The 23,318-nt window shown below is 57.6% G+C and carries 19 protein-coding genes; 10 read left to right on the top strand and 9 right to left on the bottom strand.

Annotated features, from left to right (window positions below; all coding sequences use genetic code 11):
* Positions 1–42: 42 nt before the first annotated feature.
* Genes AC4ICF_RS02270 through AC4ICF_RS02285 form a run of 4 tightly spaced genes read right to left on the bottom strand, consistent with a single transcriptional unit; the run spans position 43 to position 4,494 of the window.
* Positions 43–1,065 (bottom strand): Gfo/Idh/MocA family protein, encoded by a 1,023-nt coding sequence (locus tag AC4ICF_RS02270; RefSeq protein ID WP_116343590.1) that lies wholly within the window; start codon positions 1,063–1,065, stop codon positions 43–45.
* A 12-nt stretch (positions 1,066–1,077) separates the two neighbouring features.
* Positions 1,078–2,145, bottom strand: a complete 1,068-nt coding sequence (locus tag AC4ICF_RS02275; protein WP_192981773.1) for a Gfo/Idh/MocA family protein — start codon at positions 2,143–2,145, stop codon at positions 1,078–1,080.
* On the bottom strand, positions 2,142–3,326 hold the full coding sequence (locus AC4ICF_RS02280) for a Gfo/Idh/MocA family protein (protein WP_116343588.1): 1,185 nt from the start codon (positions 3,324–3,326) through the stop codon (positions 2,142–2,144). Before AC4ICF_RS02280 ends, AC4ICF_RS02275 begins: the two co-directional genes overlap by 4 nt.
* A gap of 16 nt (positions 3,327–3,342) precedes the next feature.
* The gene (locus tag AC4ICF_RS02285) at positions 3,343–4,494 is read right to left on the bottom strand and encodes a Gfo/Idh/MocA family protein (protein ID WP_316379799.1); all 1,152 of its coding nucleotides are present in this window, start codon (positions 4,492–4,494) and stop codon (positions 3,343–3,345) included.
* A gap of 193 nt (positions 4,495–4,687) precedes the next feature.
* Here AC4ICF_RS02285 and AC4ICF_RS02290 point away from each other — a divergent pair, with 193 nt between their 5' ends.
* Positions 4,688–5,746 (top strand): LacI family DNA-binding transcriptional regulator, encoded by a 1,059-nt coding sequence (locus AC4ICF_RS02290; RefSeq protein ID WP_316379798.1) that lies wholly within the window; start codon positions 4,688–4,690, stop codon positions 5,744–5,746.
* Here the strand turns inward: AC4ICF_RS02290 and msrA are convergent, their stop codons facing one another.
* Positions 5,747–6,388: a peptide-methionine (S)-S-oxide reductase MsrA gene (gene msrA, locus AC4ICF_RS02295; protein WP_116343585.1), complete on the bottom strand. Its 642-nt coding sequence runs from the start codon at positions 6,386–6,388 to the stop codon at positions 5,747–5,749.
* 223 nt (positions 6,389–6,611) lie between these two features.
* Between msrA and tamA the strand changes: the two genes are divergently transcribed.
* The 3 genes from tamA to AC4ICF_RS02310 are packed head-to-tail and all read left to right on the top strand — an operon-like array spanning position 6,612 to position 12,465.
* On the top strand, positions 6,612–8,345 hold the full coding sequence (gene tamA, locus AC4ICF_RS02300; protein ID WP_116343584.1) for an autotransporter assembly complex protein TamA: 1,734 nt from the start codon (positions 6,612–6,614) through the stop codon (positions 8,343–8,345).
* Positions 8,342–12,118, top strand: coding sequence for an autotransporter assembly complex protein TamB (tamB, locus tag AC4ICF_RS02305; protein WP_316379797.1), 3,777 nt, complete (start codon positions 8,342–8,344; stop codon positions 12,116–12,118). The genes tamA and tamB overlap by 4 nt, the downstream gene beginning before the upstream one ends.
* Before the next feature lie 2 nt (positions 12,119–12,120).
* The gene (locus AC4ICF_RS02310; RefSeq protein ID WP_008501424.1) at positions 12,121–12,465 is read left to right on the top strand and encodes a gamma-glutamylcyclotransferase family protein; all 345 of its coding nucleotides are present in this window, start codon (positions 12,121–12,123) and stop codon (positions 12,463–12,465) included.
* Between the two features lie 54 nt (positions 12,466–12,519).
* Here AC4ICF_RS02310 and ppa read toward each other — a convergent pair whose 3' ends face one another.
* The gene (ppa, locus tag AC4ICF_RS02315; RefSeq protein ID WP_041911466.1) at positions 12,520–13,050 is read right to left on the bottom strand and encodes an inorganic diphosphatase; all 531 of its coding nucleotides are present in this window, start codon (positions 13,048–13,050) and stop codon (positions 12,520–12,522) included.
* A 309-nt stretch (positions 13,051–13,359) separates the two neighbouring features.
* Between ppa and ytfQ the strand changes: the two genes are divergently transcribed.
* The 5 genes from ytfQ to AC4ICF_RS02340 all read left to right on the top strand — a co-directional run bounded on the left by ytfQ (position 13,360) and on the right by AC4ICF_RS02340 (position 19,573).
* Positions 13,360–14,316: a galactofuranose ABC transporter substrate-binding protein YtfQ gene (ytfQ, locus tag AC4ICF_RS02320; protein WP_021240696.1), complete on the top strand. Its 957-nt coding sequence runs from the start codon at positions 13,360–13,362 to the stop codon at positions 14,314–14,316.
* A gap of 65 nt (positions 14,317–14,381) precedes the next feature.
* Positions 14,382–15,884, top strand: a complete 1,503-nt coding sequence (gene ytfR, locus AC4ICF_RS02325; protein ID WP_166709923.1) for a galactofuranose ABC transporter, ATP-binding protein YtfR — start codon at positions 14,382–14,384, stop codon at positions 15,882–15,884.
* Positions 15,885–15,894: 10 nt separating this feature from the next.
* Positions 15,895–16,920, top strand: a complete 1,026-nt coding sequence (gene ytfT, locus AC4ICF_RS02330; RefSeq protein WP_166709925.1) for a galactofuranose ABC transporter, ATP-binding protein YtfT — start codon at positions 15,895–15,897, stop codon at positions 16,918–16,920.
* On the top strand, positions 16,907–17,908 hold the full coding sequence (yjfF, locus tag AC4ICF_RS02335) for a galactofuranose ABC transporter, permease protein YjfF (RefSeq protein ID WP_166709927.1): 1,002 nt from the start codon (positions 16,907–16,909) through the stop codon (positions 17,906–17,908). Before ytfT ends, yjfF begins: the two co-directional genes overlap by 14 nt.
* 93 nt (positions 17,909–18,001) lie before the next feature.
* A complete protein-coding gene (locus tag AC4ICF_RS02340; RefSeq protein ID WP_316379796.1) occupies positions 18,002–19,573 on the top strand; it encodes a methyl-accepting chemotaxis protein in 1,572 nt (523 codons plus the stop codon).
* Here AC4ICF_RS02340 and AC4ICF_RS02345 read toward each other — a convergent pair.
* Positions 19,545–19,901: a helix-turn-helix domain-containing protein gene (locus AC4ICF_RS02345; protein WP_116343578.1), complete on the bottom strand. Its 357-nt coding sequence runs from the start codon at positions 19,899–19,901 to the stop codon at positions 19,545–19,547. The two genes, AC4ICF_RS02340 and AC4ICF_RS02345, sit on opposite strands and share 29 nt — an antisense overlap.
* 150 nt (positions 19,902–20,051) lie before the next feature.
* Entirely contained in the window at positions 20,052–21,050 is a 999-nt protein-coding gene (gene fbp, locus AC4ICF_RS02350) for a class 1 fructose-bisphosphatase (RefSeq protein WP_023310178.1), read from the bottom strand.
* Between the two features lie 197 nt (positions 21,051–21,247).
* Between fbp and mpl the strand changes: the two genes are divergently transcribed.
* The gene (gene mpl / locus AC4ICF_RS02355) at positions 21,248–22,627 is read left to right on the top strand and encodes a UDP-N-acetylmuramate:L-alanyl-gamma-D-glutamyl-meso-diaminopimelate ligase (RefSeq protein WP_163330696.1); all 1,380 of its coding nucleotides are present in this window, start codon (positions 21,248–21,250) and stop codon (positions 22,625–22,627) included.
* Between the two features lie 94 nt (positions 22,628–22,721).
* Here the strand turns inward: mpl and yjgA are convergent, their stop codons facing one another.
* Positions 22,722–23,273 (bottom strand): ribosome biogenesis factor YjgA, encoded by a 552-nt coding sequence (yjgA, locus tag AC4ICF_RS02360; RefSeq protein WP_116343576.1) that lies wholly within the window; start codon positions 23,271–23,273, stop codon positions 22,722–22,724.
* Between the last annotated feature and the right edge of the window lie 45 nt (positions 23,274–23,318).

Raw genomic sequence — 23,318 nt, forward strand, 5'->3', positions numbered from 1 at the left:
TCAGGTCGTATTTTTATTTACTGCTGGACGACACATTACGTTCTAATTATTGATATCTATCCATTGTCTCAATTGAGATGAGCGATAAAGGGCCTCCACAAGCGCGAGTGATTTTCCGGCAGAATGGATATCGGTGTAGTCCGTTTCTCCCGAGTGATTAATGGCGTGATAAAAACGGCGGATCGCCTGCTGATGTCCCAGCCCCCAGTAGCTTTTGACCGAGCCGTCAGGGGAGTCATCGCTCACCAGCCTGCGACGCTCGCCGGGGGTGATGCGCCAGAGCACGTTGTCATTCAATAACAGCGAACCCCGTTCGCAGTGGATTTCCAGCCAGAGAGGGGAATCCACGGTATTGCAGTTGCTGGCATAAAACAGGCCGCGCGCGCCGTTGGCAAAGTGCAGCGTCGCCATTGCGCTGTCTTCCCCTTCGGTGACGTCCGCCAGTTCACCGCTATCCACCACGCCTTTCAGACGCGTCACGCCGCCGGTGAACCACTGCATCAGGTCAAGGGTATGGATCGCCTGGTTGATCAGCAGGCTGCCGCCTTCCGTTGCCAGCCGTCCACGCCACGGGCTTTCGGTGTAGTACGCCCCCGAGCGTGACCACGTCAGCACCGCTTTCATACTGAGCATCTTCCCCAGCTCGCCATCGTTCAGCGCCTGACGGATGCGCAGGCTGGTGGGGTTGAGCCGGTTCTGATAGCAAACGCCAAGCAGGCCTGGAGCCTGCTCAACGGCGCGGGCGATATCGTCGAGTTCGCTGCTGTTCATCCCTACCGGTTTTTCGCAGAACACATGCTTCCCGGCAGAGAGTGCATCCAGGATCATACGTTTATGTTCGAAATGCGGCGTGCAGATATGGACCACGTCGATGGCATCATCCCGCAGCATTTCCCGGTAATCCTGATAAAAACGGCACTGGTAATCCATCGCCAGCTTCAGTCCTTTGACGCTGTCGATGTCTACCAGCGCGCGCAGCGCGACGTTGGGGATCTGGCGTAAGGCGTTCACATGGCAGCCGTGAATCGCGCCGGCGCCGATAACCGCCGTGTTCAGGATCGTCATAGTTACCTCCCGTTATGCCGTCGCGTTGGCCAGCATCTGTGCCTTCACGCAGAGCTCCGCCGCCTTGAAGGCGTGCGACTGCGTCATGGCGTTTTCGGTACGGTGCAGGCAGTCGAGGATCAGTTCCCCAAAGAACGGGAACCCGACCTGCCCAGCCACCGGATAACGGAATTCCCCCTCTTTATTGACCAGGTAAACCACGTCCTGCTCGCCACGGGTGAGATCGACATATTTACGGATTTCGATATAGCCTTCGGTGCCGAGCAGCGTCAGGCGGCCGTCGCCCCAGGTTGAGAGCCCGTCCGGGGTGAACCAGTCGCAGCGGAAATAGCCGCTGGCGCCGTTTTCTCCTTTCAGCATGGCATCGCCAAAATCTTCAAATGCCGGGTACTGCGGGTGTTTAACGTTGCGAACCTGGCTTGCCACCACGGAGGCCTCGCTGTTTCCGGTGTAAAACAGGAACTGCTCAATCTGGTGGCTGCCGATATCGCACAAAATGCCGCCGAAGTAACGACGATCGTAGAACCAGTCCGGGCGACCGGTGCCTTCCCGGTGCGGGCCGGTTCCCAGGGTTTGCACGACGCGGCCAATCGCGCCCTGCTGCACCAGCTGTCCGGCAAAAACCGCGCTCTCTACGTGCAGGCGTTCGCTGTAGTACACCGCGTATTTCTTCCCGGTTTTCTCCACCATCGCTTTAGCGTCGGCCAGCTGTTCAAGGGTGGTGAGCGGTGCTTTATCCGTGAAGTAGTCCTTGCCCGCCGCCATCGCTTTCAGCCCCAGCGCGCAGCGTTCGGACGGGATGGCCGCACCCGCAACCAGACGCACCTCGTCGTCGTTGAGTATCACCTCCAGCGACTCCGCTACTTTTGCCTGCGGGTACTGCTGGATAAATTTATCCACTTTTGCCGGGTCAGGGTCGTACACCCACTTCAGCGTGGCGCCGGCTTCAATCAGGCCGTTACTCATCCCGTAGATATGGCCGTGGTCGAGCGCGGCGGCGGCAAACACAAACTCTCCTTCCCTGACAACGGGCTGCGGTTTGCCCACCGGGGCGTAGTTCATTCCGTCATTTTTGTTCATGCTGATACTCCTCGATCCAGATCTTTACCCAGAGGGATAGCGCCCACTTCGCTGAAGTTGGCGACGCTTGCAGATTTTTCATAAAAACGGGGGGCGAGGGCGTTGGTCCCGCCGGTGCGATAAAACGGGTCATCGCGCTGAATCGGCAGCGAAACTACGCTCCGGGTAATGGCGGATTTATAGATCGCGGTAATCAGCTCCAGCGAGCGTTTGCCCTGTAGCCCATCCACTAACGGCGCCGTGCCGTGCTCGATGGCATAAAGCAGATCGTTAATCTGCCCGGCGTGCAGCGTCCATTCGAGTTTCCGGGTGTCGTGAAAAACGGCATTGAGCTGCGCTTCTCGCGACAGATCGTTAGTTTCCTGCGGGAAGCCATTATCGGCACTGACGCTGGCGAAGGCCTGCCACGGCGCGGAGATGCGCGCCTTATCGCCCTGAATGACGATCTTCTGATCTTCCCCGTGGTGCACAACGGAGGCGGTAAGCTGCGCGAGCGCGCCGCCGGGGTATTTGAAAATTGCCGCGCTGAGGTCTTCCACTTCGGCGTTGTCGTGTGCCACGTTGGTCATCATCGCCACCACCTCTGATGGAAAGCCAAGCATCCACTGAATGGCGTCGATATGGTGTACCGCGTGGTTCAGGGTGCAGCCGCCGCCCTCTTTTTCCCAGGTGCCGCGCCACCACAGGTCGTAGTAGCAGTGTCCGCGCCACCAGAGCGAATCCACCTGCGCGTGGCAAATCTTCCCGGCGAGCCCCGATTCCAGCGCGGCTTTTAAGCGCCAGAAGGCATCGGTAAAACGGTTCTGGGCAATGATGGAGAGCGTCTTGCCGCTGGCCTTTTGTGCGGCGATCATCGCGTCGCACTCCTCCAGCGAGGCGGCCATCGGTTTTTCGCACAGCACGTGGCAACCCGCGTGCAGGGCATCAATGCTGATTTCTGCATGGACGTAAGGCGGGGTGCATACGTCGACGATGTGAATATCCGCCTCTGACGCCAGCATCTGCTGGTGGCTTTCATACACGCGCGCATCCGTCAGGCCGTAGCGCGTTTTTTTCTCGTGGGCTTTTTCCGGGTAGATATCGACCAGCGCGACGATCCGGCAGCGCTGGTCAAACTGCAAATAGCCCTGAATATGGTTATGGGAGATATTCCCTGTTCCCACGATGGCGACATTTAACATCGTTTTATCTCCGAAGTTACCAGGTGCCAGAGGCGTCCAGCGTGACGCTGGCGGTCTCTTTAGCTACTGAGGTGCTGATACGCTGTTGAAGCAGGCGCAGATACTGTTTCTCGTTGAGCGGCAGGTCGACCCAGTCGTCTGTCCAGGTGGAGAGGTGCATGGCGTTGGAGAGCGTCAGCCCGCGGATCCCATCCAGACCCGGCGCAATCAGCGGCTCGCCGCGAAGGATGGCGGCACAGAAGTTGGCGGTAATAACGTGATGATCGCTGCATTCCGGGGCGACGGGGAGCGTCACCTCCCAGCATTCAGGTTCACCGAAGCCGTTTTGCCAGCGGGCGTTGAAGGCGGTTTCGGACTCACGCAGCCGCCAGTAGCGCAGCTTGCCCTCTTCGACGACCACCTTGCCGCGGTCGCCGACGATTTCCAGCCGGTTGGTACCCGGCGTTTCCGCCACGGTGGTGATAAACACGCCGGTCGCGCCGTTGGCATACTCAGCGTAGGCGGTGACCTCGTCTTCCACTTCGATATCGCGATGCTTGCCGAACTGACAGAACGCGCGCAGGCGGACCGGCATCCCCACCAGCCACTGCCAGAGATCGAGCTGATGCGGGTCCTGGTTGAGCAGCACGCCGCCGCCTTCTCCTTTCCAGGTGGCGCGCCAGCCGCCGGAGTTGTAGTAGCTCTGCGAGCGATACCAGTTGGTGATGATCCAGTTGGAGCGGCGGATCTCACCCAGCTCGCCGCTGTCGATAAGATCTTTCACCTTCAGGTAAAGCGGATTGGGGCGCTGGTTGTACATGATGCCAAACACCACGTCGCACTCCCGGGCGCAGGCGTTCATCTCCTGCACCTGCGCCGTATATACGCCTGCCGGTTTTTCACACAGGGTGTGAATGCCGTTGCGCATCGCCAGCATCGACAGGCGCGGATGTTCGTAGTGCGGCGTCGCGACAATCACCGCGTCGATAAGCCCGCTCTGGAGCATCTCCTGCGCGTCGCTGAATAACGGGAGGGTGCCGACCAGTTGGCGAATAGCCGGATGCTTTTCAACGGCATTATCGCAAACTGCCGTCAGGCAGGCGTCGCTGACCGTACCCGCCAGTAAATAGCGTGCGTGGACCGTACCGATATTACCTATTCCAATAATGCCAAAACGTACCTTCTCCATGTCACACCTTAATTTCTGTTGAAAAGAAGTGATGACCGGAAAATAGGAAAGGCGAGCCGCAGCGACAATGTGTTTTTGTGAGAATACTCGCAAGGTGGTTAAGTAATCTCCAGGCTTTTTGAAATTTGGTTTTAAAATCAAAAGGCTGTTTCTGCAAATATTTGCAAAAACTGAATGAGAGCGAGGTCACACTATGCCCGGCAGGTTAAAAATGGAGGAAATTGCGGTCCTGACGGGCTTTTCCGTCAGCACGGTTTCGCGGGTGTTAAGCGGCAAATCGTATACCAGCGATAAAGCCCGGGAGGCGATCGTTCGCACCGCACGAGAATTAGGCGTACTGGAGTCAATGGCGAGCGGCAGACTATTAATTAACGGTATCGCTGTTTTTGCACCAGAAAGAACCTTTCAGGGACGCGGGGATATTTTTTATCTGGAGGTGACGAAAGGGATTGCTGAAGCCTGCGCGCGGCACAACGTGTGGGTCAGCTGCTGTGGATTAGAAGAGCAGCACGCCGATGTGAAATTATTTATGGAAAAGGCCAGCCAGAAGAATATCAACGCGATAATTATTATTGGGACTGATGATTCCACCATATTTAAACTCGCCAGCACGCTGAATAAGCCCTGCGTATTAATTAATTCCGTTGACCGGGATCGGGAGCTGGATGCCGTTTCGCCCGATCACCGGGCGATTGGCTTTACCGCCATGCAGTATCTTTTTGAGCAGGGACATCGGCGGGTACTCACGCTCACCTGCCTGCGGCGAGAAACGCTGTATGCGCGTCTGGACGGCATTAAAGAGGCGTACCGCCATTTTCACGTGGCCTTTGATCCCCAGCGAGATTTGCTGGTGACGGAGTGGTTTACCGCAGAGGAGGCCGAGCGGGCGCTGGATGCGTGGCTGATGAATCATGACAGATCCCAGTGGCCGGAGGTTATTTTCCCGAACAGCACCAGTATGGTGGAGGGGGTAGTCAGGGCGTTAACCCGCCACGGGCTGCGCATTCCGGAAGACATTTCGCTGATTACGACCGATTTTGCATGGAACCTGGCGCACCGTCTGGAAAAACCGGTCACGGGCGTGACGGTGCCCTGTCGCGAGCTGGGGATTGAAGCCGTACACCTGCTGCAAACGCGGCTCAACCGGCCGCAGGCGCCGGTCTTTAACCTGCTGCTGCAGGGGAAGGTAATGGACTACGGTTCGGTCAGTAACGCCACGCGCCACGCGGCTCGCGTGGCGCTGGAACGCTAATCAGGCCAGCTGTGGCGGCAGACAGACGCCGATGCCCCCGATACCGCAGTAGCCGTACGGATTTTTGTGCAGGTACTGCTGGTGATCGTCCTCGGCATAGTAGAACGGTTTCGCGGCGGCGATCTCTGTCGTCACGTCGCGCGTATCACCCGCTTCACGCATGGCCTGCTGGAAACGCTCAAGGCTGGCGCGCGCGGCGGCATCCTGCTCAGGCGTGAGCGGATAAATCGCCGAGCGGTACTGCGTGCCGTGGTCGTTGCCCTGACGCATGCCCTGGGCCGGGTCGTGGTTTTCCCAGAAGACCTGCAGGAGCTGTTCGTAGCTAATGACGGCAGGGTCATACACCACGCGGACCGCTTCCGCATGCCCGGTTTCGCCGGAGCAGACTTCGCGGTAGGTTGGGTTCGGCGTGTAACCGCCCGTGTAGCCGGCCGCGGTGCTGTACACGCCGGGCAACTGCCAGAAGAGGCGCTCAACGCCCCAGAAGCAGCCCATGGCGAACAGGGCGATTTCCATTCCATCCGGCACGTTGGTCATTGAATGGTTGTTGACGGCGTGTAAGGTTGCCACAGGCATAGGGGTGTTGCGTCCCGGTAATGCATCAGCTTGTGAAACCAGATGCTTTTTGTCGAATAAACTCACGATGGGGCCTCCCGGGGTGCGATGTTTCGGTTAAGGTTGTCACGAAGCGTTTAATTGAACACAATAAATGCGCTGAATGAGACTAGATTTAATCATAAGAAATATTTGGGTGTTACACCCGTTTTCAACCCACGATTTGGGTTTTTGGCTACCAGGCCGAATTTTGCCGCACAGCGGCGCTTCATTTGCTTCCAGGGTGGAAAAGGGATATTCAGGAGAAAACGTGACAAAAATCCGCCAGTTATGTTTAGTCAGTGTGTTGCTGACAAGCGGGGTTGCCAGCGCGGCGAATGTCCGTTTGCAGGTTGAGGGGTTATCCGGGGCGCTGGAAAAAAACGTGCGTGCGCAGCTGTCGACCATCCAGAGTGATGAGGTGACGCCGGACCGGCGTTTTCGTGCGCGCGTGGATGATGCGATCCGTGAAGGGCTAAAAGCGCTGGGGTATTACGAACCCACCATTGATTTCGATCTCCGCCCGCCGCCAAAGAAGGGGCGTCAGGTGCTTATTGCCCGCGTCTCGCCGGGTGAGCCGGTGCTGATCGGTGGCACGAACGTCATCCTGCGCGGCGGCGCGCGTACCGACCGGGATTACCTGGATCTGCTCAGCACGCGGCCAAAAGTTGGCACCGTGCTCAATCACGGCGACTACGACCACTTCAAAAAAGAGCTGACGAGCGTTTCCCTGCGCAAGGGCTACTTCGACAGCCAGTTCAATAAAAGCCAGCTGGGCATTGCGCTGGATCGACGTCAGGCCTTCTGGGATATCGATTACGACAGTGGAGAACGCTACCGCTTTGGCGATGTGACGTTTGAAGGTTCGCAAATTCGTGAAGAGTACCTGCAAAACCTCGTGCCGTTCAAAAAAGGCGATTACTACCAGTCGAGCGACCTGGCGGAGCTGAACCGTCGTCTTTCCGCTACCGGCTGGTTTAACTCCGTGGTTGTCGCACCGGAATTTGATAAGTCTCGCAAAACCAAGGTGTTGCCGCTGCATGGCGTTGTCTCGCCGCGCACCGAGAACACCATTGAGACCGGTGTTGGCTACTCGACAGACGTCGGCCCGCGCGTGAAGGCCACCTGGAAAAAGCCGTGGATGAACTCCTACGGCCACAGCCTGACCACCAGCGCCAGCATTTCCGCCCCGGAACAGCAGCTTGATTTCAGCTACAAAATGCCGCTGCTGAAAAACCCGCTTGAGCAGTACTATCTGGTCCAGGGGGGCTTTAAGCGTACCGACCTGAACGATACGGAGTCCGACTCCACCACGCTCGCGGTTTCCCGCTTCTGGGATCTCTCCAGCGGCTGGCAGCGCGCCATTAACCTGCGCTGGAGCCTGGACCACTTTACCCAGGCTAACGTCACCAACACCACCATGCTGCTCTATCCTGGGGTGATGATCAGCCGCACCCGCTCGCGCGGTGGCCTGATGCCAACCTGGGGGGATTCACAGCGTTACTCTATCGACTACTCCAATACGATGTGGGGCTCTGACGTCGACTTCACGGTGGTGCAGGCGCAAAACGTCTGGATCCGCACGCTGTATGACAAACACCGCTTTGTCATGCGCGGCAATCTCGGCTGGATTGAAACGGGCGATTTCGAGCGCGTTCCGCCGGACCTGCGCTTCTTCGCCGGGGGCGACCGCAGCATTCGCGGGTATAAGTACAAATCGATCTCGCCTGAAAACGAAAAAGGCCAGCTGACCGGGGCATCAAAACTGGCGACCGGATCGCTGGAGTATCAGTACAACGTCAGCGGCAAGTGGTGGGGCGCCATGTTTGTTGACGGTGGTGAAGCGGTGAACGATATCCGCCGCAGCGATTTCAAAACCGGCGCGGGCGTGGGCGTACGCTGGCAATCACCCGTCGGGCCCATCAAGCTCGATTTCGCCGTTCCGGTCGGCGACAAAGACGAACACGGATTACAGTTTTACATCGGTCTGGGGCCTGAATTATGAGTTTATGGAAGAAAATAAGCCTCGGGGTGCTGATTTTTATCGTGCTGCTGCTCGGTACGGTGGCGTTTCTGGTGGGAACGACGACCGGGCTGCATCTGCTGTTTAACGCCGCGAACCGCTGGGTGCCGGGGCTGGAGATTGGCCAGGTAACGGGCGGCTGGCGCGATCTGCGTCTGAAGAACATCCGCTACGAGCAACCTGGCGTGGCGGTCAACGCCGGGGAATTCCATCTCGCGGTGAAGCTGGGCTGCCTTCGGGACAGTAAGCTCTGCGTGAACGATCTGTCGCTAAAAGACGTCAACGTGGCGATAGACTCAAAGAAGATGCCGCCGTCTGCGCCGGCCGAGGAAGAGGACAGCGGCCCGCTGAACCTCTCCACGCCGTACCCGATTGCGCTTTATCGGGTGGCGCTGGATAACGTCAATATCAAAATCGACGACACCACCGTGTCCGTCATGGACTTCACCTCCGGTCTGCGCTGGCAGGAGAAAAACCTCACCCTGACGCCAACCTCACTGCAGGGGTTGCTGATCGCGCTGCCGAAAGTGGCGGACGTGGCGCAGGAGGAGATCGTCGAGCCGAAGATCCAGAACCCGCAGCCGGAAGAGAAGCCGCTGGGCGAAACGCTGAAAGATCTCTTCTCGAAGCCTGTCCTGCCGGAAATGACCGACGTGCATCTGCCGCTGAACCTCAACATTGAGGAGTTCAAAGGCGAACAGCTGCGCCTGACCGGCGATACCGACCTGACGGTCTATAACATGCTGCTGAAAGTCAGCAGCATTGACGGCAACATGAAGCTCGACGCGCTGGATATCGACACCAACCAGGGCTCGGTGAACGCGTCAGGCAACGCCCTGCTGCGCGACAACTGGCCGGTGGATATCACCCTCAACAGCTCGCTTAATATTGACCCGCTGAAGGGCGAAAAAGTGAAGGTTAAAGTGGGCGGGGCGCTGCGCGAGAAGCTGGATGTCGGGGTGAATCTTTCCGGCCCGGTAGACATGGCCCTGCGTGCGCAAACCCAGCTGGCGGAAGCCGGGCTGCCGCTCAATCTTGAGGTGGTCAGTAAGCAGCTTTACTGGCCGTTTACCGGCGAAAAACAGTATCAGGCCGATGACCTGAAGCTGAAGCTGAGCGGCAAGATGACCGACTACACGCTCTCGTTCCGCACCGCGGTGAAGGGGCAGGGCGTGCCGCCCGCCACTATCACGCTGGATGCTAAAGGCAACGAACAGCAGGTTAACCTCGACAAGCTGACCGTCGCGGCGCTGGAAGGTAAGACCGAGCTGACCGCGCTGCTCGACTGGCAGCAGGCGATCAGCTGGCGCGGCGAACTGAAGCTGACGGGGATCAACACCGCCAAAGAGGTGCCGGACTGGCCGTCGAAGCTCGATGGTTTGATTAAAACCCGCGGCAGCCTCTACGGCGGTACGTGGCAGATGGACGTGCCGGAAATCAAGCTCACCGGGAACGTGAAGCAGAACAAGGTGAACGTTGAAGGCTCGGTGAAAGGCAACAGCTACCTGCAGTGGGTGATTCCGGGGCTGCATGTGGCGCTGGGCCGCAACACGGCGGATATCAAAGGCGAGCTGGGGGTGAAGGATCTCAATCTGGATGCCACCATCGACGCGCCGAATCTGGATAACGCTCTGCCGGGTCTGGGCGGTACGGCGAAAGGGCTCGTGAAAGTGCGCGGCACCGTGGAGGCGCCGCAGCTGCTGGCGGACATTACCGCCAACAATCTGCGCTGGCAGGAACTGAGCGTCGCCCGCGTCCGCGTGGAAGGGGATGTGAAATCCACCGATCAGATCGGCGGCAACCTGAACCTGCGCGTGGAGCGCATTTCCCAGCCGGACGTCAACATTAGCCTGGTGACTCTGGACGCCAAAGGGAACGAGAAGCAGCACGATCTCCAGCTGCGTGTGCAGGGCGAACCGGTTTCCGGCCAGCTTCACCTGACCGGCAGCTTCGACCGCAAAGAAGCGCGCTGGAAAGGGACGCTGGACAACACCCGCTTCAACACCCCGGTGGGTCCGCTGGCGCTGTCGCGCTCTATTGCGCTGGACTACCGTAACGCCGAGCAGAAGATCAGCATTGGGCCACACTGCTGGACCAACCCGAATGCGGAGCTGTGCGTGCCGCAGACCATTGATGCGGGCGCGGAAGGGCGCGCGCAGATCAACCTCAACCGTTTCGATCTGGCGATGCTTAAACCGTTTATGCCGGATACCACGCAGGCAAGCGGCGTCTTCAGCGGGAAAGCCGATGTCGCCTGGGACACCACCAAAGAGGGGCTGCCACAGGGCAGCGTTACGCTCTCCGGCCGCAACGTGAAGGTGACGCAGGAGGTGAACGATGCGCCGCTGCCGGTGGCCTTCGATACCCTGAACGTCAGCGCGGACCTGCATAATAACCGTGCGGAGCTGGGATGGCTTATCCGACTGACCAACAACGGCCAGATGGACGGGCAGATACAGATCACCGATCCGCAGGGACGGCGCAATCTGGGCGGTAACGTCAATATTCGGAACTTCAACCTGGCGATGGTGAACCCGATTTTCGCCCGCGGGGAAAAAGCCGAGGGCATGGTGAATGCCAATCTGCGTCTGGCTGGCGACGCGCAAAGCCCTCAGCTGTTCGGCCAGCTGCGGCTCAGCGGTGTGGATATCGACGGTAACTTCATGCCGTTTGATATGCAGCCCAGCCAGATCGCGATGAACTTCAACGGCATGAGCTCGACGCTGAGCGGCTCGGTATTAACTCAGCAGGGGCAAATTAACCTGAGCGGCGACGCGGACTGGAGCCAGCTCGACAACTGGCGAGCCCGTATTGCTGCGAAAGGCAGTAAGGTGCGCATCACCGTACCGCCAATGGTGCGCCTGGACGTCTCGCCGGACGTGGTCTTTGAAGCGACGCCAAGCCTCTTCACCCTGGATGGCCGCGTGGACGTGCCGTGGGCGCGCATCGTGGTTCACGAGGTACCGGAAAGCGCGGTCGGCGTCTCCAGTGATGAAGTTATGCTCAATGAAAATCTGAAACCTGCCGAAGAGAAGAGCGCTGGCATACCGATTAATAGTAACCTTATCGTGCACGTGGGGAATAACGTGCGGTTGGATGCGTTTGGGCTGAAGGCGAGGCTCACGGGCGACCTGAAAGTGGCGCAGGATAAGCAAGGGCTTGGCCTGAACGGGCAGATCAATATCCCTGAAGGGCGTTTCCACGCCTATGGTCAGGATCTGATTGTCCGCAAAGGCGAGCTGCTGTTCTCCGGTCCACCGGATCAACCATTGTTGAACATCGAAGCGATTCGTAACCCGGAAGCGACGGAAAACGACGTCATTGCTGGCGTACGCGTTACCGGCTCTGCCGACGAACCGAAGGCGGAGATCTTCTCTGACCCGGCGATGTCGCAGCAGGAAGCCCTCTCTTACCTGTTGCGCGGACAAGGTCTGGACAGCGGTCAGAGCGACAGCGCGGCGATGACCTCAATGTTGGTCGGCCTGGGGGTTGCACAAAGTGGGCAGGTTGTGGGTAAAATCGGCGAGACGTTCGGCGTAAGCAATCTGGCGCTGGACACCCAGGGCGTGGGTGACTCCTCGCAGGTGGTGGTCAGCGGCTATGTACTGCCGGGTCTGCAGGTAAAATATGGTGTGGGGATCTTTGACTCACTGGCAACACTCACGTTACGCTATCGCCTGATGCCTAAGCTATATCTGGAAGCAGTGTCCGGCGTAGACCAGGCACTTGATCTGCTCTATCAGTTTGAGTTTTAGCAATGCGAATATTTGTCTACGGCAGTTTACGAACCAGGCAAGGCAACAGTCACTGGATGACCAATGCCCAGCTACTGGGGAATTACAATATCGAGAACTACCAGTTGTACAGCCTGGGCCACTATCCAGGCGCGGTTCCCGGCGAAGGAACAGTACAGGGTGAAGTTTATCGTATTGATAACGCGACACTTGCCGAACTTGATGCCTTGCGCACCAGGGGCGGTGAATACGCTCGCCAGTTGATCCAGACGCCGTACGGAAGCGCGTGGATGTATGTCTACCAGCGTCCGGTCGACGGGTTAACGCGGATTGTAAGCGGTAACTGGTTAGACAGAGACCAGTACTGAAAAACGACAACGCCACCGTAAGGTGGCGTTGTTTTTTGTGTCTGGCAGTAAGAATTACTTCTTAGCAGCGCGTTCGAAGGAGGCGATGATTTCTGCTTTCGCCGCTTCTGCGTTGTCCCAGCCGTCAACCTTAACCCATTTGCCTTTTTCGAGATCTTTGTAGTGCTCGAAGAAGTGGGCGATCTGCGCTTTCAGCAGCTCTGGCAGGTCGTTCACATCTTTAATGTGATCGTACTCTTTGCTCAGCTTGGTGTGCGGTACCGCAACCAGCTTCGCATCTTCACCCGCTTCGTCAGTCATTTTCAGCACGCCAACAGGACGGCAGCGAATGACGGAGCCTGGCTGCAGTGGGTATGGCGTTGGGACCAGCACGTCAACCGGGTCACCGTCCAGAGACAGGGTGTGGTTGATGTAGCCGTAGTTGCACGGATAGAACATTGCGGTAGACATGAAACGGTCAACGAACAGCGCACCGGTGTCTTTGTCGATTTCGTATTTGATTGGATCTGCGTTGGCCGGGATTTCGATAACAACGTAGATGTCTTCTGGCAGTTCTTTACCCGCAGGGACGTTGAGTAAGCTCATGTCGGTGTCCTTAAAAATGGATGGTAAACAAGTGGCAGGTATTATAGCCAACTCACGCCGAATGTCTCCGCCTGTTTTCGCTTTCTCTCCCCGCTAGCCCCACTTTTCAGACCGTTTCCATGACAGAAATGTCCATAAACTCAGCCGCATTTTTAATGGTGAAATGAAAGCGATTACAAACTTGTGATTAACGTTTTATTCACTTTTCTGAAGTGTGATGTAACGCAATTCGTTACATATTTCATTGGCTATAGTCATTTCGCAGAACATCTTTTAACCAACAATAAACACCCCTACGAGGACGCTCATATGTGGAAGCGCTTACTTCTTGTCACAGCAGTTTCGGCAGCCATGTCGTCTATGGCGATGGCCGCTCCCTTAACCGTAGGTTTCTCGCAAGTTGGCTCTGAATCCGGCTGGCGTGCGGCAGAAACTAACGTTGCGAAAAGCGAGGCTCAGAAACGCGGTATCACCCTGAAAATCGCCGATGGTCAGCAAAAACAAGAGAATCAGATCAAAGCCGTACGCTCCTTTATCGCCCAGGGCGTGGATGCCATCTTTATTGCACCAGTGGTGGCGACCGGCTGGGAACCCGTCCTGAAGGAAGCGAAAGACGCTGAAATTCCGGTCTTCCTGCTCGACCGTTCCATCGACGTCAAAGACAAATCCCTCTATATGACCACCGTCACTGCCAACAACGTGCTTGAAGGACAGTTAATTGGCGACTGGCTGATTAAACAGGTCGACGGCAAGCCGTGTAACGTCGTTGAGCTGCAGGGTACCGTCGGTGCCAGCGTGGCCATCGACCGTAAGAAAGGGTTTGCTGAGGCCATTGCCAAAGCGCCAAACATCAAGATTATCCGCTCCCAGTCCGGCGACTTTACCCGCAGTAAGGGTAAAGAGGTCATGGAGAGCTTTATCAAGGCTGAAAACAACGGCAAGAACATCTGCATGGTTTACGCCCACAACGATGATATGGCGATCGGCGCAATTCAGGCCATTAAAGAAGCGGGCCTGAAGCCGGGCAAAGACATCCTCACCGGCTCTATCGACGGCGTGCCTGACATCTATAAAGCAATGATCGATGGTGAAGCCAACGCCAGCGTGGAGCTTACGCCAAACATGGCGGGCCCGGCATTCGACGCGCTGGAGAAATTCAAGAAAGACGGCACGATGCCTGAGAAGGTGACCGTCACCAAGTCCACGCTCTACCTGCCGGATACGGCGAAAGAAGAGTTAGAGAAGAAGAAAAATATGGGCTACTGATCCAGTGAAATTGCCGGGTGGCGCTGCGCTTACCCGGCCTACGGGAACGTGGCGGGGACGTGAATATGAAAACTGAACAACACCAGGAAATCCTCCGCACAGAGGGCTTAAGCAAATTCTTCCCTGGCGTAAAGGCGCTGGATAACGTCGATTTCAGCCTGCGGCGCGGTGAGATCATGGCGCTGCTGGGCGAGAACGGCGCGGGCAAATCAACGCTGATTAAATCTCTGACCGGCGTGTATCAAGCCGATCGCGGCACCATCTGGCTGGAAGGTAACGCCATTTCGCCAAAAAATACCGCCCATGCCCAGCAGCTGGGGATCGGGACGGTTTACCAGGAAGTGAACCTGCTGCCGAATATGTCGGTGGCGGATAACCTGTTTATTGGCCGCGAGCCACGCCGCTTTGGCCTGCTGCGCCGCAAAGAGATGGAGGCGCGGGCCACGCAACTGATGGAGTCGTACGGCTTCTCCCTCGACGTTCGCGAGCCGCTGAACCGCTTTTCCGTGGCGATGCAGCAGATCGTCGCCATTTGTCGGGCGATCGATCTCTCGGCAAAGGTGCTGATCCTCGACGAACCCACCGCCAGCCTCGATACCCAGGAAGTGGAGATGCTCTTTACCCTGATGCGCCAGCTGCGCGATCGGGGCGTGAGCCTGATCTTCGTCACGCACTTCCTCGATCAGGTGTATGAGGTGAGCGATCGCATTACGGTGCTGCGCAACGGCAGCTTTGTCGGCTGCCGCGAAACCCGCGAGCTCCCGCAGATAGAGCTGGTGAAAATGATGTTGGGCCGTGAGCTGGAAACTAACGCCCTTCAGCGCGCAGGGCGCACGCTGCTGAGCGAGAAGCCGGTCGCCGCGTTCAGCGATTACGGTAAAAAAGGGGTGATCTCGCCGTTTAACCTTGAAGTGCGGCCCGGTGAAATTGTCGGACTGGCGGGCCTGTTAGGCTCAGGACGAACCGAAACCGCCGAGGTGATCTTCGGGATCAAGCCAGCGGACAGCGGCAGCGCGATGATCAAAGGCAAACCGCAAACCCTGCGATCGCCGCATCAGGCGTCGTGTCTGGGCGTCGGCTTCTGCCCGGAAGACCGGAAAACGGACGGAATTATTGCCGCCGCCTCGGTGCGCGAAAATATCATCCTGGCCCTGCAGGCGCAGCGCGGCTGGCTACGCCCGATCCCCCGTAAAGAGCAAAACGCGATCGCCGAGCGCTTTATACGCCAGCTCGGCATCCGCACCCCGAGCGCGGAACAGCCGATTGAGTTCCTCTCCGGCGGTAACCAGCAGAAGGTGCTGCTCTCCCGCTGGCTGCTGACCAAACCCCAGTTCCTGATCCTCGACGAGCCGACGCGCGGTATCGACGTGGGCGCGCACGCCGAAATTATCCGGCTTATCGAAACGCTCTGTGCGGACGGGCTGGCCCTGCTGGTTATTTCGTCCGAGCTGGAAGAGCTGGTGGGCTATGCCGATCGCGTCATTATCATGCGCGATCGCAAACAGGTGGCAGAGATCCCGCTGGATAAGCTGTCCGTTCCGGCAATCATGAATGCCATCGCGGCGTAAGGAGTGAATCGTGATGTCCCGTTCGCTTTCGCAAACCGGTGAGTCAAAGCGCCGCTTTAGCTGGCCAACCGGCACGCCGCAAATTGCGGCGCTGCTGGTAGTGCTGCTGGTAGATAGCCTTGTCGCACCGCATTTCTTTCAGATCGTCGTGCAGGATGGCCGCCTGTTTGGCAGCCCGATCGATATTTTAAACCGTGCTGCGCCCGTGGCGCTGCTGGCGATTGGGATGACGCTGGTGATCGCCACCGGCGGGATTGACCTCTCCGTCGGCGCGGTAATGGCAATCGCCGGCGCTACCGCTGCCTCCATGACCGTGGCCGGACACAGCCTGCCGGTGGTACTGCTGGCGGCATTGGGCACCGGGGTGCTGGCCGGACTATGGAACGGCATTCTGGTCGCGGTGCTGAAAATTCAGCCCTTTGTCGCCACCCTTATCTTAATGGTGGCCGGACGCGGGGTGGCGCAGCTGATTACCTCCGGACAGATTGTCACCTTTAACTCGCCGAGCCTGGCGTGGATCGGCAGCGGCAACCTCCTGTTCTTCCCGACACCGGTGATCGTTGCGCTGGTCACGTTAGTGGTGTTCTGGCTCTTCACCCGTAAAACGGCGCTCGGCATGTTCATTGAGGCGGTGGGGATCAACATTCGTGCGGCACGAAATGCCGGGGTCAACACCCGGCTGATGGTGATGCTGACCTACGTGCTGAGCGGCGTGTGTGCCGCCATCGCCGGGGTCATCGTCGCGGCAGATATCCGCGGGGCCGATGCCAACAACGCCGGGCTCTGGCTGGAGCTGGACGCGATCCTCGCGGTGGTGATCGGCGGCGGGTCGCTGATGGGCGGGCGTTTTAACCTGCTGCTCTCGGTGATAGGCGCGCTGATCATTCAGGGCATGAACACCGGGATCCTGCTTTCGGGGTTCCAGCCGGAACTCAACCAGGTGGTAAAAGCGGTGGTCGTGCTCTGCGTGCTGATCGTCCAGTCGCCGCGCTTTGTCAGCATCATTAAGGGGATCCGTGGCCATGATAAAACGTAATTTACCGTTAACGATCACGCTGGGCGTGTTTGTGCTGGGGTATCTCTACTGCCTCACTCAATTCCCCGGTTTTGCCTCGACGCGCGTGATCTGCAATATCCTGACCGATAACGCCTTTTTAGGCATCATCGCGGTCGGGATGACCTTTGTGATCCTCTCCGGCGGGATCGATCTCTCCGTTGGCTCGGTGATCGCGTTTACGGGGGTATTCCTCGCGAAGGCGATCGGCTTCTGGGGCATCTCTCCGCTGGTGGCGTTTCCGCTGGTGCTGGCGATGGGCTGCGCGTTTGGCGCTTTTATGGGGCTGCTGATCGACGCGTTAAAAATCCCGGCGTTTATCATTACCCTCGCGGGAATGTTCTTCCTGCGCGGGGTGAGCTATCTGGTGTCGGAAGAGTCGATCCCCATTAACCACCCGGTGTACGACACGCTCTCCAGCCTGGCGTGGAAAATTCCCGGCGGCGGCCGCCTGAGCGCGATGGGGCTGCTGATGCTCGGCGTGGTAGTGATTGGCATCTTCCTCGCCCACCGCACCCGGTTCGGCAATCAGGTTTACGCCATCGGCGGCAACGCTACGTCGGCCAACCTGATGGGGATCTCAACCCGCAGCACCACCATCCGCATCTATATGCTCTCGACAGGCCTGGCGACGCTGGCGGGTATCGTCTTCTCGGTGTATACCCAGGCGGGCTATGCCCTTGCAGGCGTAGGCGTGGAGCTGGATGCGATTGCTTCTGTGGTTATCGGCGGCACGCTGCTCAGCGGCGGGGTAGGAACGGTGCTGGGGACGCTGTTCGGCGTGGCCATCCAGGGACTGATACAAACCTATATCAACTTCGACGGCACGCTCAGTTCCTGGTGGACGAAGATCGCCATCGGCATTCTGCTGTTTATTTTTATCGCGCTCCAGCGCGGCCTGACGGTGCTCTGGGAGAACCGACAAAGCTCGCCTGTTACCCGTGTAAACACATCGGTAACAGAGCGATAACACTCTGAATTTACTTAAAGTCTAAACATTTACCGGTAGCGGCCGATACTCTTCTTTTATGCCCAGAAATATCTCGCTACCGGAAATAATATCATGCTTAAAACGCTATCGATTCGTACCGGCTTGCTCTCTTTACTGGCCGTTATGACCCTTCTGCTGCTGATTGTCAGCGGCATCGGCATTTATGCCCTCACACAGAGTTCTTCTTCACTGCAGCGCATTAATCACCTTCAGGGTGAGCAGATGGTGCAGCTTAATTCAGGCTATACGCTGATCCTGCGCGCGCGCAATGAGGCGGGTCAGGCCGTCCGGATGATGGAAATCGGCATGCTGGACGATGCGGCCAAAGCGGTAAAAAACATCAATCAGGAAGTTGCCCTGGCCCAGAAAACGCTGAAAGGCGTGATTGACGGCGGCGTGGCTGACGAGCAGGGGCAGCAGCTCCTCGATAAAGTCGCGGCCAGCCTGGCGACGTATAACCAGCAGGGGATCGGCCCGATGCTGAAAACCCTGAATGACCAGAGCGCGGACAGCTATTACGATCTGCTGGAGAACACGCTGATCCCGGTAGCGAAGCAGTTTGATAACGATATGCAGGCGTTTCAAAAATGGAGCGAAGCGCGAGGTCAGGCGGAAGTGAGCGCTGTGCAGGCGAGCAAAACCCGCGTGCTGATCCTGATTATCGTCGCCGCGCTGCTGACGGCGGGCATTATCGTGCTCGCCTGGCTGGTGCTGCGCCATATGCTGCTTAAGCCGCTGTCGGCCTCCATTGCGCAGCTGGAGAACGTGGCGGCGGGGGACTTAACCCATACGCTGAATGCGCCGGCGAGCCAGGAGTTTAACCGCCTCAACGCGGCGATAGAGGAGATGCGCCAGTCGCTGATGAGCTCGGTTATGCGGGTACGCGATGCCAGCTCGCAAATTGACACCGGCAGCCGCGAGCTGACGGCGGGGAACCGGGATCTTGCCGAGCGCACCGAATCTACCGCCACGTCGCTGGAGCAGACCGCCGCCAGCATGGAGCAGATCACCGCGACGGTGAAGCTCAACGCCGATAATGCCGAGCAGGCGCACCAGCTGGCGAAGTCCGTTTCCGACACCGCCGATCACGGCAGCGAAATGGTCTGCTACGTGATTGAAAAAATGCGCGATATCTCCGGCAGCTCGGCGCGCATCGCCGACATCCTGAGCGTGATCGACGGTATTGCCTTCCAGACCAACATTCTGGCGCTTAACGCCTCCGTGGAAGCGGCGCGCGCGGGCGAGCAGGGACGCGGGTTTGCCGTCGTCGCGGGTGAAGTCCGTAACCTTGCCAGCCGTAGCGCCGACGCGGCGAAAGAGATCCGCTCGCTTATCAGTGATTCGCAGACCCACGTTAACGAGGGCAGCGAGCTGGCCCAGCAGGCGGGTGAAACGATGGATGAGATCGCAACAGAAGTGCTGCGCATGACTAAACTGATGCGCGAAATTGCCACCGCGTCTCAGGAGCAGAGCCGCGGCATTGAGCAGGTGAATATTGCGGTGAATCAGATGGACGAAACCGCGCAGCAGAATGCGGCGCTGGTGCAGCAATCCTCCGCCGCGACCCGCTCCCTTGAGGAGCAGTCGCGTCAGCTGATGGAAGCCATGTCATCGTTCAAAGTGACGGCTCAGACTGCGGCATAATATTCCCCGGCCCCGGTGCATTCTGTGCCGGGGTTTTATTTCTCGCGGAATTTACCGCCGCAATATTATCGTGAATATCACCCATTAATATTTCCAGCGAGCTGGTTAAGGCTAACGCTTTTTCCGTCGGCTCAAGATATAAACCTTTGCGGGAAAATAAAGGCTCATCAAACAGTTGATTAAAGCGTTTCAACGCCAGGCTCACCGCAGGCCGGGACATCTCCAGGCGCAAAGAGGCTTTTGCCATACTGCCGCAGCGGACGACTTCAATAAATACAGGAATAAGGTTTAAATCAATGCCGGTATTAGCCCGGGAATAATTTTTCATTGCAATTCTGCTCCAGGAAATAATTGTCAAACTGTTATGGAAATAATGCAGGAGCAGGGGTGAATATTAAAGCGTGTTTTTTATAAACACTTATACGGTAAAATATATAAATGTGTCGGGGAGCCAGACTGGCTCCCCGGGGGAGTGGGATTACGCGTCCGGATACTCACGGATAAAACGTTCAACGTCTTCAACCATGTGGTTGTTGCCGACGAAGAATGAACGGCGCTGGTGAAGGCTTTCCGGCACGATATCCAGAATACGCTCTTTACCGTCGCTCGCCTTGCCGCCCGCCTGTTCGGCCAGGAACGCCATCGGGTTGCATTCGTACAGCAGACGCAGCTTCCCGTCCGGGTGGCTGGCGGTGCTTGGGTAGAGGTAGATACCGCCTTTCAGCAGGTTACGGTGGAAATCCGCGACCAGAGAGCCAATATAGCGGGACGTGTAAGGGCGCTGGGTCGCTTTATCTTCTTCCTGACAGAATTTGATGTACTTCTTCACGCCGTTCGGGAAGCGGATGTAGTTGCCTTCGTTGATGGAGTAGGTGTTGCCTTTCTCCGGGAAGCGCATGCGTTCCTGGCTCAGGCAGAAAACGCCCAGTGACGGATCGTACGTAAAGGCGTGAACCCCGCACCCGGTGGTATACACCAGCATGGTGGAGGAGCCATAAACGACGTAACCGGCTGCAACCTGATTAATGCCAGGCTGCAGGAAATCTTCTTCGGTCACCGGCGTGCCAACAGGCGTGACGCGGCGGTAGATGGAGAAAATGGTACCGACAGAAACGTTAACGTCGATGTTGGAAGAGCCGTCGAGCGGATCCATCAGAACAACGTATTTAGCGTGTTCACACCCTTCGAAAACAACAATTTCATCTTCTTCTTCAGAGGCGATACCCGCAACGATGTCGCGCGCGCGCAGTGCAGCTTTCAGTTTTTCATTTGCGAACAGATCGAGTTTCTGCTGAACCTCGCCCTGAACGTTTTCGGCACCGCTGGCACCCAGGATATCGACCAGACCGGCCTTGTTGATATCACGGTGGATGATCTTAGCGCCCAGCTTTATTGCCGACAGCAAAGCAGTGAGTTCACCTGTAGCATGAGAGAACTCGTGCTGCTTTTCGACAATAAATTCACCTAACGTTTTCATAACACTTTCCCTGCATCTTTGTGAGTAGAGCGATTGTATGTTCACTAAAACGACTAAAGCCCAACAATCTTAACAAATATTCAAATAGTAGCGCAGAGGTGAATCGCGCCAGCAACATACGGATTTACCTGAAATGCGTTTCACAGCCGCTAACATGTGAGTAAAATGTGCGCCACATTGAAGAAGGATAGTGACGTATGCGCATTCATATATTGGGGATTTGTGGCACTTTCATGGGCGGACTGGCAATGCTGGCGCGCTCGCTGGGCCATGAAGTGACAGGTTCGGACGCCAATGTGTATCCGCCGATGAGCACGCTTCTGGAAAAACAGGGCATCTCGCTGATTCAGGGCTACGATGCCAGCCAGCTGGATCCCGAGCCGGATCTGGTCATTATTGGCAACGCCATGACCCGCGGTAACCCGTGCGTTGAAGCGGTGCTGGAACGCAATATTCCGTTCATGTCCGGCCCGCAGTGGCTGCATGACTTCGTGCTGCGCGACCGCTGGGTAGTTGCCGTGGCCGGTACCCACGGAAAAACCACTACCGCCGGCATGGCGACCTGGATCCTCGAAGCCTGCGGCTACAAGCCGGGCTTTGTGATCGGCGGCGTGCCGGGTAACTTCGACGTCTCTGCGCGTCTTGGCGACAGCCCGTTCTTTGTGATTGAAGCGGATGAATACGACTGCGCATTCTTCGACAAGCGCTCCAAGTTCGTGCATTACTGCCCGCGCACGCTGATCCTCAACAACCTTGAGTTCGATCACGCGGACATCTTTGACGATCTGAAAGCGATTCAGAAACAGTTCCACCATCTGGTGCGCATTGTTCCGGGTCAGGGCCGCATCATCCTGCCGGAGAACGACATCAACCTGAAGCAGACCATGGCGATGGGCTGCTGGAGCGAGCAGGAGCTGGTGGGCGAGCAGGGCCACTGGCAGGCGAAAAAGCTCAACGCGGATGCCTCCGAGTGGGAAGTGCTGCTCGACGGTGAAAAAGTGGGCGAGGTGAAGTGGGGCCTGGTGGGCGAGCACAACATGCACAACGGCCTGATGGCGATTGCTGCGGCGCGCCACGTGGGCGTGCTGCCTGCGGATGCCGCTAATGCGCTCGGCTCGTTCATTAACGCCCGCCGCCGCCTGGAACTGCGCGGCGAAGCGAATGGCGTGACGGTCTATGACGATTTCGCGCACCACCCGACCGCCATTCTGGCGACGCTTGCCGCGTTACGCGGCAAGGTTGGCGGTACCGCGCGCATTCTGGCGGTGCTGGAACCGCGCTCAAACACCATGAAAATGGGCATTTGCAAAGACGACCTCGCACCGTCCCTGGGACGTGCCGACGAAGTCTTCCTGCTGCAGCCGCAGCATATTCCGTGGCAGGTGGCTGAAGTGGCGGATGCCTGCATTCAGCCTGCGCACTGGAGTGCGGACGTGGATGTGCTCGCGGATATGGTGGTGAAAGCCGCTCAGCCTGGCGATCACATTCTGGTGATGAGCAACGGCGGGTTCGGTGGGATCCATCAGAAGCTGCTGGACGGTCTGGCGAAGAAAGCGGAAGCGGCGGCTGCAGAGTAAAAAAAAGCCCGGTGGCGCTAGCGCTTACCGGGCCTACTTTCCCGTGTTTTCTCCCTCGCCCCTCCGGGGAGAGGGCTGGGGTGAGGGGAAGAGATTACTCGCCGTTCTCAGACAGCTCGCGCAGATACTGGAAAATCAGGCGCGCGGACTTCGGCGGCTTATTCCCTTCTTTCTCTTTCTTCGCGTTGCGGATCAAAGAACGCAGCTGCTGGCGGTCGGCATCCGGCCACAGGTTCAGTACTTCCGGTACTGCATCATCACCCTGTTCAATCAGACGATCGCGGATCTGCTCCAGCTTATGGAACAGCGCAACCTGCTGGTTGTGGCGGTTTTTCAGCTTGTCCAGCGCCTGACGGATCGGATCCACGTCGCGCTGACGCAGCATTTTACCGATAAGCTGAAGCTGGCGACGACGGCCTTCTTTTTTGATTTTCTGTGCCAGTTCAATGGCATCACGCAGATCCTGGTCGAGCGGGATCTTGTCCAGCGCGTTTTTACCCAGTTCTACCATTTCTGCGCCAAGCTGTTTTAACTCTTCGGCGTCACGTTTAATTTCACTTTTACTGACCCAGATGATCTCATCATCTTCGTCTTCGATGTCATCACCGGGAACGTCGTCGAGCCAGTCTTCGGGCTGCTTAGTCATGTCAGGCTCCTTAAAAAAAGAGGCTAATGTTACCAGTTAAGACGC

This window comes from Enterobacter sp. ECC_219_Taxon_10, assembly GCF_058354905.1.